At 75.0% G+C, this 11,276-nt stretch carries 11 protein-coding genes and 1 riboswitch; of the genes, 8 read left to right on the forward strand and 3 right to left on the reverse strand.

What is annotated here, in order from left to right:
* Positions 1 to 167 precede the first annotated feature (167 nt).
* The gene (locus tag D476_RS31795; protein ID WP_239648568.1) at positions 168 to 974 is read left to right on the forward strand and encodes a HEAT repeat domain-containing protein; all 807 of its coding nucleotides are present in this window, start codon (positions 168 to 170) and stop codon (positions 972 to 974) included.
* Complete coding sequence (locus D476_RS0101875; protein WP_017622288.1) at positions 968 to 1,990, forward strand: MerR family transcriptional regulator; 1,023 nt, start codon at positions 968 to 970, stop codon at positions 1,988 to 1,990. The genes D476_RS31795 and D476_RS0101875 overlap by 7 nt, the downstream gene beginning before the upstream one ends.
* Positions 1,991 to 2,585: 595 nt before the next feature.
* Here the strand turns inward: D476_RS0101875 and thiE are convergent.
* Both thiE and D476_RS0101885 read right to left on the reverse strand, forming a co-directional pair.
* Positions 2,586 to 3,242, reverse strand: a complete 657-nt coding sequence (thiE, locus tag D476_RS0101880) for a thiamine phosphate synthase (RefSeq protein WP_040724933.1) — start codon at positions 3,240 to 3,242, stop codon at positions 2,586 to 2,588.
* Between the two features lie 320 nt (positions 3,243 to 3,562).
* Positions 3,563 to 3,925: an Rv2175c family DNA-binding protein gene (locus D476_RS0101885; protein WP_017622290.1), complete on the reverse strand. Its 363-nt coding sequence runs from the start codon at positions 3,923 to 3,925 to the stop codon at positions 3,563 to 3,565.
* Positions 3,926 to 4,028: 103 nt separating this feature from the next.
* Positions 4,029 to 4,139: riboswitch (TPP riboswitch) on the forward strand.
* On the opposite strand from D476_RS0101885, the gene thiO reads away from it, so the two are divergent.
* The 6 genes from thiO (at position 4,138) to D476_RS0101915 (ending at position 10,008) form a co-directional block, all read left to right on the forward strand.
* Positions 4,138 to 5,421, forward strand: a complete 1,284-nt coding sequence (gene thiO, locus D476_RS31800) for a glycine oxidase ThiO (protein ID WP_017622291.1) — start codon at positions 4,138 to 4,140, stop codon at positions 5,419 to 5,421. Its footprint overlaps the riboswitch before it by 2 nt.
* 3 nt (positions 5,422 to 5,424) lie before the next feature.
* Positions 5,425 to 5,625, forward strand: coding sequence for a sulfur carrier protein ThiS (gene thiS, locus D476_RS0101895; protein WP_017622292.1), 201 nt, complete (start codon positions 5,425 to 5,427; stop codon positions 5,623 to 5,625).
* Between the two features lie 7 nt (positions 5,626 to 5,632).
* Entirely contained in the window at positions 5,633 to 6,451 is an 819-nt protein-coding gene (locus tag D476_RS0101900) for a thiazole synthase (RefSeq protein ID WP_017622293.1), read from the forward strand.
* Between the two features lie 11 nt (positions 6,452 to 6,462).
* Positions 6,463 to 8,478: a Stk1 family PASTA domain-containing Ser/Thr kinase gene (pknB, locus tag D476_RS0101905; protein WP_017622294.1), complete on the forward strand. Its 2,016-nt coding sequence runs from the start codon at positions 6,463 to 6,465 to the stop codon at positions 8,476 to 8,478.
* 238 nt (positions 8,479 to 8,716) lie between these two features.
* The gene (locus D476_RS0101910) at positions 8,717 to 9,370 is read left to right on the forward strand and encodes a response regulator (protein ID WP_026123138.1); all 654 of its coding nucleotides are present in this window, start codon (positions 8,717 to 8,719) and stop codon (positions 9,368 to 9,370) included.
* Positions 9,371 to 9,444: 74 nt separating this feature from the next.
* Positions 9,445 to 10,008: a Uma2 family endonuclease gene (locus D476_RS0101915; RefSeq protein WP_017622296.1), complete on the forward strand. Its 564-nt coding sequence runs from the start codon at positions 9,445 to 9,447 to the stop codon at positions 10,006 to 10,008.
* A 57-nt stretch (positions 10,009 to 10,065) separates the two neighbouring features.
* On the opposite strand, the gene D476_RS0101920 is transcribed toward D476_RS0101915, so the two are convergent.
* Positions 10,066 to 11,276 (reverse strand): FGGY family carbohydrate kinase (locus tag D476_RS0101920; protein ID WP_017622297.1); only part of this gene is annotated, 1,211 nt, incomplete at its 5' end.

Consider the following 11,276-nt stretch of genomic DNA (forward strand, 5'->3'; position numbering starts at 1 on the left):
CGGCCCCGACCCGGGACGGCGGGGCGCGCACGGCGCCCCACCTCCCCCGATGTCCCGCGAGGGCCCCGAAAAGCCCCCTTCGGCCTGCGGATCCGCCGACCTGCCGACCGCAGGCTTGACCTTGACACCGTGACAAGGTCTTCACTGGGGCCTCGGAGGTGGTCCCCATGGAAACGACCGGAACGACACCGCAGCACACCCGCATGGCCGAGGCCCTGTCCGCCGAGGAGCGGTCGGCCCGGCTCCGCGCGGCCCTCGCGCTCGGGGCGAACCCCGCCCCCGCGCTCTTGGAGACGCTCGTCGAGCGGTGCGCGGTCGAGCCCGACTTCTTCGTGCGGGACATGCTGGCCTGGGCACTGCTCCGCCTGCCTGCGGAGCGCACCCTGCCCCGGATCCGCCGGGAGCTGGGCTCCGAGCGGCCCCAGGCCCGCAGCCAGGCGCTGCACCTCCTCTCCAAGATCGGCGAGGAGGGCACGAGGGCCTGGATCACCCGCGACCTGCTGCACGACGCCAACGACCAGGTCGCGCGCACCGCGTGGCGGGTCGCGGCCGTGCTCGTGCCCGAGGACGCGGAGGAGGAGAAGGAGCACCTGGCCGGTGAACTGGTGCAGGAGCTCGGCCGCGGCGGCCGCGGCGACCGGCTGAGCCTGAGCCGGGCCCTGGCCGACCTCGGCGAGGTGGTCGCGCCCCTGCTGGAGGAGGCCGCGGCCGACCCCGACCCGGTGGTCGCCGCGCACGCCCGCGCCACCGAGCGGCTCCGGCAGGACCCGGAGAGCGGCTTCGACGCGGCCGTCGAGGAGGCGGAGCGCGTGGTCGCGCTCGGCCCGGAGCGGGCCGCGGCCGCCGCCGCGGCGGTCGCGTCGGTGGACAGCGGGAGGACCGAGGTCCAGGCGGCGGGAGCCGGGACGGCCGTACCCGCCGACGGCGCGGACACGACCGGGCCCGCAGCGGCCCCGGGGGACCAGGAGTGCTGATCGGCGAGGTCGCCCGCCGCTCCGGGGTGAGCGCCCGGATGCTCCGGCACTACGACGCCCTGGGGCTGGTTCGGCCGACGGGCCGCACCACGGGCGGCTACCGCGAGTACTCCGCCGAGGACGTCCGCAGGATCTTCCACGTGGAGAGCCTGCGGTCCCTCGGGCTGTCGCTCAAGCAGATCGGCCGCGCGCTGGAGGACCCGGCCTTCACGCCGTCCGCCCTGGTCGGCGACCTCATCCGGTGGACCGAGGACCGCCTGGCCAGGGAACGGGAGCTGCTCGGCCGGCTCCGCGCGATCGACACATCGGCGCCCGCCGACTGGCAGGAGGTGCTGCGCATCATCGAGCTCATGCGGGAGCTCGACTCCGCGAGCGCCGCGCGCAGGAACCAGGCCGTCCTGGCCCGGCCGGAGGACGTCCCGGTCCCCGCCGAGCTGCTGGCCCAGGCGGTCCTGAACGAACCCGACCCGAACGTCGCCGGTGCCCTGCGCTGGGCGCTCGCGCGGTCGGACGCCGACGGTGCGGAGGCGCTGGCCACCGGAGCGCGCTCGGAGGACGTCGGCGTCCGGCGGCGCGCGGTGCAGGCGGTCGCCGCGATGCCCGGGGCTCCGGGCACGTCCGCGGTGCTGGAGGAGGCCCTTGGGGATCCGGACGCCGCGGTGCGCCGCCACTCCGCCCTGGCCCTGGGCAGGCAGGGCGCGGCCGCCGCCGTGCCCGAGCTCGTCGCCATGGTGGTCGAGGGCGCCAACGACGTGGAGGCCGCGGAGGTCCTGGGGGTGCTGTCCCGGGACGCCGGTTGCGCGGAGCGGATCACGGCCGCCATCGCCGACGAACTCGCCACACCCGGAGCGGACACCGCCACACGGATCCGCCTCACCCAGGCGCTGGTCGAACTCCCGGGAGCAGCGGCCCGGGAGATCCTGCGCGGGTTGACCCACGATGACGACAGCGCCGTCGCCCTGGTCGCCTCCGCCCTTCGAGGAGTCCTCGAAGACCAGGACCCCGAGGCCCCCTGACGCCTGAGCAGGTCCCCCGCTCAAGGGGTCCAGCCGGGCGGCCGCCGCCCCGGTGCGCCCCTGTCCGGCGATGATCTCGACAATGGTGCTGTCATTCCGGCGATTGTGACAGCACCATTGTCGAGATCATCGCCGAGGGGGAGGGCGAGGGGTGCAGGGGCGGATCGGGTGGTGGAATCGACACCTGATCCACCAGAAAGCGTCGACGACGCAGGATGCCCGAGCCCCGCTCCCGTGCCCGGTATGTGCCGCCCGTCGCCCGGCGGGCGCCACGAACGCCGACAGCCCCGGCCCCTGACCCCCGTGGCCTGCCGCCCGGCCGGGGACCGTGAGCGGGGTACCTGCCCAGCCGCTCACCCGGACCGCGAGCAGCCCGCCGCCCGGCGAGCAGGGCCGGGGAACCGCCCCGCTTCTGCCGTCGCCGCTATCAACGGCGACCACGCACACGCGCCGCACTCGACAGCGCTGCGGGGAGGGGTGCTGGCCTGCGTCGTCGCCGCCCTCTACCGCACACCCCGCCGACCCTCCGCCCGGCCGGGGCCGTGGACGGGGCGCAGGCCGGGCCGCCCCGGCTTCACGGGCGGGCGGGTCACGATCAGACCAGCGGGTACTCCTCCAGCCTCCTCTTCAGGTCGGCCGCGGCGGCGCGGGGGTCCTCCGCCTCGGTGATCGCTCGGACGACCACCACCCGGCGCGCCCCGGCCTCCAGCACCTCGCCGATGTTCTCCGCGTCGATGCCCCCGATGGCGAACCACGGCCGTCCCTCCGCCAGCTCCGCCGCCCGGCGCACCAGGTCCAGCCCGGCGGCCGGGCGGCCCGGCTTGGTGGGGGTGGCCCAGGTCGGGCCGACGCAGAAGTAGTCGGTCCCGGGCTCCTTGGCCGACGCGGCCGCCACATCGGCGTTGTTGTTCGACCGGCCGATGAGGGGCACATCGCCGATGATCTCGCGCGCGTACGGAACCGGCAGGTCGTTCTGGCCGAGATGGAGCACGTCCGCCCCGGCCGCGTGGGCGATGTCGGCGCGGTCGTTGACGGCCATCAGCGCCCCGTGCCGGGCGCACGCCTCGCGCATGACCTCCAGGGCCTCCAGCTCCTGGCGCGCTTCCAGGCCCTTGTCCCGGAGCTGGACGATGTCCACCCCTCCGGCGAGGGCCTCGTCCAGGAACGCGGCCAGGTCGCCCCGCTCCCGGCGGGCGTCGGTGCACAGGTACAGGCGGGCGCCGTCCAGGCGCTCGCGCAAGCTGTCGCTCATCCGGCCAGGGTAGCGGTGCGCCGCCGCGCCTCGAGCGGAGCAGCGGAGCCGAAAGCGGTGCGGTCTCTGTCCAGTCGGGTCGGCCTGGTCGCACGGGCCTTCGGCTGACCCGGCAAAAGACGTGAGCGGCGCCCCGCCGACGGCGGCCCCGGCCGACGAAGGCGACGCCGCTCCGGCGGCCGCCTCTCGTCCGCGCCCCTGCCGCCTCGGGAACCACGGCGGCCGCGCAGGACACCGGGCACGAGGACCGCCCGTGCGGTCCACCGCGTCAGCGGGCCACGGGGGCGCGCGCCCGTGGGAAGGCGCACGCCCGCGCGGGTTCAGAACGCACCGAGTGCCTGCGCCCTGCGGCGCACCTCCGTCCCGCGGTTCTCCGCCAGGGCCTGCACCGGCGTGCCCGGCAGGGTGTCGTCCGGGGTGAAGAGCCACTCCAGCGCCTCCTCCTCGGAGAAGCCGCTGTCCGCCAGCAGGGTCAGGGTCCCCGGCAGCCCCTTGACGACGTCCCCGCCCGAGATGAACGCGGCCGGGATCATCACCTCTCCCCCGCGCTTCACGCCGAGCAGCCGGTGGTCGCGCATGTACTGCTTGACGCGGTTCGGGCCGACGCCCAGCGCCGTGCCCGCCTCTTTCAGGGTCATCCAGTCGCCGACCAGGCCGTCGGCGCCGTTGTCGTTCTCAGTCACGAACCCAATGTGCCACAGCCTCCGGACATCCAGGGCGCCTCGTCCGCGCCGGGGCGCGCCGACTAGGATGGGGCGCGTCATCCCCGGCGCACCGCCGGGATGGCGACGTCCCCGCGGGAGCCGGGTGGGACCCGGCTGAGAGGGGGGCTGCCGCCCCCGACCGCACGAACCTGATCCGGGTCATACCGGCGAAGGGAGTGGTGAGAGTCCCCATGCCCGAATCCCTGTCCGGCGCGGCACGGGCCGCGCACCCCACGCACCCGCCCCGCCCGTCCGGGCCGTTCGACGCGGTGGTCGCCGGGGGCGGCCTGATCGGGCTGGCCACCGCCTGGCGCGCCGCCCGCCGCGGCCTGCGCACCGCCGTCGTCGCCCCCTCCGCCGACCCCGCCGCCGCCTCCGGGGTGGCCGCGGGGATGCTCACCCCCGCCACCGAGGCGGCCTTCGGCGAGGAGGCGCTGATGCGCCTGGGCGCCGCCTCCCGGGACCGCTACCCCTCCTTCATCGCCGAGGTGGAGGCCGACGCGGGCACCCCGGCCGGGTACCGCGCCCGCGGAACGTTGCAGATCGCCTTCGACACCGACGACCTGGCCCGCCTGACCGAGCTGGGCGAGCTGCAGACCCGGCTGGGCCTGAAGGCCGAGCGCATCACCTCCCGCGAGTGCCGCCGCCTGGAGCCGATGCTCGCCCCGCACGTGCGCGGGGGCGTGCACGCCCCCGACGACCACTCGGTGGACCCGCGCCGCCTGACCGCCGCCCTGCGCCGGGCCGCCGCCGCCCGCGGGGCCGTCCTCGTCTCCGACACCGCCGCCGAGGTGCTGTGCGCGGGCGGCGCCGTGCGCGGACTGCGCACGGCCTCCGGCGCCGAGCTGGCCGCCGACCGGGTGGTGCTGGCCGCCGGGGCCTGGACCCCCGACATCGGCGGCCTGCCGGAGGGCCTGCTGCCCCCGCTGCGCCCGGTCAAGGGCCAGCTGCTGCGGCTGCGCACCCCCGCGGGCGAGGAGCCGGTCGTCTCCCGCACCGTGCGCGGCCTGGTCAAGGGCGCCCCCGTCTACCTGGTTCCGCGCGACGACGGCGAGATCGTGCTCGGCGCCACCCAGGAGGAGAGGGGCCGGGACACCCGCCTCACCGCGGGAGGCGTGTACGAGCTGCTGCGCGACGCCCACGAGCTGGTCCCCGGCGTCAGCGAGCTGGAGATCGCCGAGGCCTGCGTGGGCCTGCGCCCCGGCTCCCCCGACAACGGCCCCCTGCTGGGCCCACTGGGCCCGTCCGCCCCCGCGGGCCTGCACCTGGCCGCCGGCCACCACCGGCACGGGGTGCTGCTCACCCCCGCCACCGCCGACGCCATGGCCGCCGCCCTCCTCGGCGAGGCCCTCCCGGAGGAGGCGCGCCCCTTCGCCGCGGTCCGCTTCGCCCCGCAGGCGGGGACGGGAACCCGCCCGGAGCGCGGCCCCGGGCACGGCGGCGGACACGACGGACGCGACCGAGAGGAGTCCTGAACCATGGAGGTCACCGTCAACGGGGAACGGCGCACCGTCGCCCCCGGAACCACCGTCGGGGACGTGGTGCGCGGCCTGACCCGGGCCTCGGGCGGCGTGGCCGCCGCGCTCAACGACGACGTGGTGCCGCGCACGGCCTGGGAGACGACCCCCGTCGCCGAGAACGACCGCGTGGACGTGCTCACCGCGGTCCAGGGAGGCTGACCGACCCATGACCACCGCCCACGACACCTCCGAAGCCGCCGCCCGCGCCGCCGCGGAGGGCCCCGCCGACCCGCTGGTCATCGCGGACCGCCGGTTCGGCTCCCGACTGATCACCGGCACCGGCGGCGCCCCGTCCATGCAGGTGCTGGAGGAGGCCCTGCAGGTCTCGGGCACCGAGCTGACCACCGTCGCCATGCGCAGGGCCACGCCCGGCTCCGACGGCTCGGTCTGGGACGTGCTGGACCGCAACGGCATCGCCCCGCTGCCCAACACCGCCGGGTGCTTCACCGCCGCCGACGCGGTGCGCACGGCCCGCCTGGGGCGCGAGGCCCTGGGCACCGACTGGGTGAAGCTGGAGGTGGTCGCCGACGAGCGCACCCTGCTGCCCGACCCGGTGGAGCTGCTGGACGCCGCCGAGCGCCTGGTGGACGAGGGGTTCACCGTGCTGCCCTACACCAACGACGACCCGGTGCTGGCGCGCCGCCTGGAGCAGGTGGGCTGCGCCGCGGTGATGCCGCTGGCCGCCCCGATCGGGTCCGGCCTGGGCATCCGCAACCCGCACAACCTGGAGCTGATCGTCGGGCAGGCGGACGTGCCGGTGATCGTGGACGCCGGTATCGGCACCGCCAGCGAGGCCGCCCAGGCCATGGAGCTGGGCTGCGACGCGGTGCTGCTGGCCAGCGCGGTCACCCGCGCCCAGGAGCCGGTGCTGATGGCGCGCGCGATGCGCGACGCCGTCCGCGCGGGCCGTGCCGCCCGCTTGGCCGGGCGCATCCCGGTCCGGCGCCACGCGCACGCTTCGTCCCCTCCGGCCGATCACCCGTAGACTCGCCTCTCGTGGACAGAACGACTCCCGACCCGCTGATCGGTGCGACGCTCGACCGTCGCTACGTCGTCGAGTCGCGCGTCGCGGGCGGCGGGATGGCCACGGTGTACCTCGCCCACGACCTGCGTCTCGACCGGCGCCTGGCGTTGAAGGTCATGCACCCCTCGCTGGCCCGGGACCCGGACTTCGTGCGGCGCTTCATCAACGAGGCGCACTCGGTGGCCAAGCTCTCCCACCCCAACGTGGTGCAGGTCTTCGACCAGGGCGAGGACCAGGGCACGGTGTTCCTGGCCATGGAGTACGTGCCGGGGCGGACCCTGCGCGACGTGCTGTCGGCGATGGGCCGCCTCGGCCCCGCCGAGGCGGCGCGGGTCATGGGCCCGGTGCTGTCGGCGCTGGGCGCGGCGCACCAGGCGGGCATGGTGCACCGGGATGTGAAGCCGGAGAACGTGCTGCTCACCGAGGACGGCGGGGTGAAGGTCGCCGACTTCGGGCTGGCCCGCGCGGTGGAGTCGGCCGGGCAGGGCATGACCAAGACCGGCACGCTGATGGGCACCGCCGCCTACCTGTCGCCCGAACAGATCGAGCAGGGCACCTCGGACGCGCGCTCCGACGTCTATGCGTCCGGGGTGATGTTCTACGAGCTGCTCACCGGTGAGCAGCCGCACACCGGCGACACCCCGATCGCGGTGGCCTACAAGCACGTCAACGAGGACGTTCCGCGGCCGTCGCGGGTGGTCTCCGGGGTGCCGCAGGCGATAGACGACCTGGTGGCGCGCGCCACCGAGCGCGACCCGCGCTACCGGCCCGGGGACGCCGGGCAGTTCCACACGATGCTTCTGCAGGCGACCGGCGGCGCCGGGAGCGGTCCGCACGCCTCGTTCGCGGGTGCGGCGGCGGGTGCGGGGGCCGCGGCGGTCGCGCCGCCTCCCCCGGGGCCGCCTGGCCCGCCTCCCGCGGGCCCGCCCGGGAACGGGGCGGGGCCCACCCCGCCGCAGGGCCCGCCCCCCGAGGCGGCCGTGTCGCACACCGTGGTCGTGGGGCCGCCCTCCGGAGGAGGCGGCAACGACACGCTCATCGTGCAGTCGGGCGGCGGCCACGGCGGTTACGACGGCTACGAGGCGTACGACGACGACCCGGGCGCCGCGCCGCTGTGGCGCCGCAAGAGCGTGCTGGCGGTCGTCGCCGGGGTGCTCGCTGTGGTGCTCCTGGGTTCGGGCTGGTGGTACTTCGCCGGGCGCTACACCGAGGTCCCCGAACTGATCGGCCGGGACCAGGAGGCCGCCCAGAAGCTCCTGGCCGACTCCGGGCTGAAGATGTCGATCGCCGACGGCGAGGTCTACAGCGACAAGGCCGACCCGGGCCAGGTCGGCAAGGCGTCCCCGGGCACCGGAGAGCAGATCCTTCCGGGCGAGACGGTGACGGTCCAGCTCTCCAAGGGGCCGCGCACCGTGGAGCTGCCCGACGTGACCGGCGAGCCGGTGGAGAACGCCCGCAAGACCCTGGAGGACGCCGGGTTCTCCACCGTCAACGAGGAGGAGTCGGAGTCGCGGGACGCCGCCCCGGGCACGGTGCTGTCGACCGACCCCGGCCCCGAGGAGATGGCCGACCGCGAGGGCGCCGTGACCCTGACGGTCAGCGCCGGGTTCGAGGTCCCCGACGTGACCGGGAAGAAGGAGGGCCCCGCCCGCAACGAGCTGGAGCAGGCCGGTCTCACGGTCACCGTCGAGGACAAGCCTAGCGACGACGTCCCCCGGGGCGAGGTCATGTCGCAGGCGCCGGGCGGGGGCACCACCGTGGGCGCCGGGGACCGGGTCACGCTCACGGTCTCCAGCGGGCCCGAGAAGATCGAGGTCCCGGACGTGCGCGGCAAGAAGGTCGGCGAGGCGCGCAAGCAGTTGGAGGAGCTGGGCTTCAAGGTGAAGGTCACCAAGGTCTTCGGCGGGAACCGGGTCTCCGACTACAACCCCAAGGGCGAGGCGGAGAAGGGCGCGGAGATCGAGCTGTTCGCCACCCCGTTCGGCTGACCGCCCCCGGCCACGGTTCCCGCTTCGGCTCCCGTCCCGGCTCCCGATCGCGCTCTGCGGCCCGGCACCGTCCATCGGTGCCGGGCCGCGCGCTGTCCGTCCCTTCCGCAGCGGGCGCGCCGAACACACCCGGCGCGCCCGCGCTACCCTGCCGTTACGCTGCGCCGTTAAGGTGCCCCGCATGGAGAGCGACGACGCGGCGGGCGCCGGGCCCGAGGACGGGCGGCAGGTCAGGGTGATGGTGGTCGACGACCACCCGATGTGGCGGGACGCGGTCGCCCGGGACCTGTCCGAGGCCGGGTTCGAGGTGGTGGCCACCGCCGGGGACGGAGCCAAGGCGCTGCGCGTGGCCCCGGCCGCCCAGCCCACCGTGGTCCTGCTGGACCTCCAGCTCCCCGACCTGTCCGGGGTGGAGGTGACCGCCCGGCTGCTGGCCGGAGGGGGCGGCGCCGACGGGCCTGCGCCGCGGGTGCTGATCCTGTCCGCGAGCGGGGAGCACCGCGACGTGCTGGACGCGGTCAAGGCCGGTGCTACCGGCTACCTGGTCAAGTCGGCCGGGCGCGAAGAGCTGCTGGAGGCGGTGCGCGGGGTGCACCGGGGCGAGGCGGTGTTCACGCCGGGCCTGGCCGGGCTGGTGCTGGGCGAGTACCGCCGCCTGGCCGCCGAGCCCGCGCCGTCCCAGGAGGAGGACCCGGCCCCGGAGCTGACCCGCCGCGAGACCGAGGTGCTGCGGCTGGTGGCCAAGGGACTGGAGTACAAGGCGATCGCGTCCCGGCTGGGCATCGCCCACCGGACGGTGCAGAACCACGTGCAGAACACCCTCACCAAGCTCCAGCTCCACAACCGCGCCCAGCTGGTGCGCTACGCGATCGAGAGGAACCTCGACGAGTAGTCTGAAAACCACGCGGGACCGGTGGCCGGTGCACGACAATCCTGGGGACGGTACTCATGGCACGGAGGCCGGAAGTGACAGTCACGACACCCGACGGCGCGGTCGACCTGTTCAAGACGCTGGACGAGCTCGACGTCCCCAAGGGCTATCGCGCGGAGATCTTGAGGGAAGCGGAGATCACCGTGTCTCCACCCCCTATCGGCAAGCATCAGCGCAACGTCAAAGACCTGGACAGGCAGATCGTCCCCCACCTTCCCGAGGGGTACGACACCGAGGTGCACCTTGAGATCAGGATGCACCACATCGTCAAAAGCACCATGCCTGACCTTTTCGTGGCGCCGGAGCCTGCCCTCGACACCGAGGACTACTTCGTCTCTCCTGATGACGTGATCCTGGCGGCAGAAGTCGTGTCCCGTTCCAACTCGGGCAACGACCGTGTGGAGAAACTGGGCATCTATGCGGCCGCTGCAATCCCGCTGTACTTGCTGATCGACCCGATCCGGGCGTCCACTACTCTGTACTTCTCGCCGGAGGACGGGCACTACACAGAGAACGTGACCGCTCCGTTCGGCAAGAGTGTGGAGATCCCCGAGCCCTTCGGGTTCGAGCTGGACACCTCGCGCTTCCGTACGTACTGACGCGCTCGCACTCGCGCAGGACCCGAAGGGGCGGGGGGGGGGNCCGTCCTTCCCGCCTCACCCCAGCTCGGCCCAGCCCTTCGAGCGCTCCACCGCGGTCCTCCAGCGGCGGTACTGGGCGTCGTCGCGCTCGCCCGGCTCGAACCTGCGGTCGAGGTTCCAGGTCCGCTCCAGCTCGTCCGTGGACGACCACACCCCGGTGCCCAGCCCCGCCAGGAACGCCGCCCCCAGCGCGGTCGTCTCCTGCACCTGCGGCCGCGCCACCGACACCCCCAGCTGGTCGGCCTGGATCTGGCAGAGCAGGTCGTTGCCCGAGGCCCCGCCGTCCACGCGCAGCTCCGGCAGGCGGGTGCCCGACGCCCGCTCCATCGCCTCCGCCACGTCGCGCACCTCGAAGGCGATCGCGTCCAGGGTCGCCCGCGCCACGTGGGCGCGGCCGGTGCCGCGGGTGATGCCGAAGATCGCCCCGCGGGCGTGCGGGTCCCAGTCGGGCGCGCCGAGCCCGGTCAGCGCGGGCACGAAGACCACCCCGCCCGAGTCGGGCACGCTGGCGGCCAGCCCCTCCGACTGCGGGGCGGTGTCGATCAGCCCCAGCCCGTCGCGCAGCCACTGCACCGCCGCGCCGGTGACGAAGATGGAGCCCTCCAGCGCGTACTCCAGGCGGCCGTCCGGGTGCTGCCACAGCACCGTGCTGAGCAGCCCGTGGTCGGGGGCCACCGCCTCGGTCCCGGTGTTGACCAGGATGAACGACCCGGTCCCGTAGGTGCACTTGGACGAGCCCGGGTGGTAGCAGTTCTGCCCGAACATGGCGGCCTGCTGGTCCCCGGCGATGCCGGACACCGGCAGGCGCAGGCCCAGGAACTCCTCCGGCGAGGTCTCGCCCACCGTGCCGTAGGAGGGCACCACCTCCGGCAGCGCCGACACCGGCACCCCGAACAGCGCGCACATCTCCTCCGACCAGGCGCCCCGCCGCAGGTCGTACAGGAGTGTGCGGGAGGCGTTGCTGGCGTCGGTGACGTGCCGGGCGCCGCCGGTCAGGCGGGCGATGATGTAGGAGTCGACGGTGCCGACCGCCGTCTCGCCGCTCTCCACCCCGCCCCAGGCCCGCTGGTCGTGGCGCTTCATCCAGGTGAGCTTGGTGGCGGTGAAGTAGGGGTCCAGCCGCAGGCCGGTGACCTCGGTGACCCGGTCCTCGTGCCCGGCGTCGCGCAGCTCGGTGCAGATGTCGGCGGTGCGGCGGGCCTGCCACACGATGGCCCCGCGGGGGG

The organism is Nocardiopsis chromatogenes YIM 90109, from assembly GCF_000341185.1.
Lineage (GTDB): Bacteria > Actinomycetota > Actinomycetes > Streptosporangiales > Streptosporangiaceae > Nocardiopsis_A > Nocardiopsis_A chromatogenes.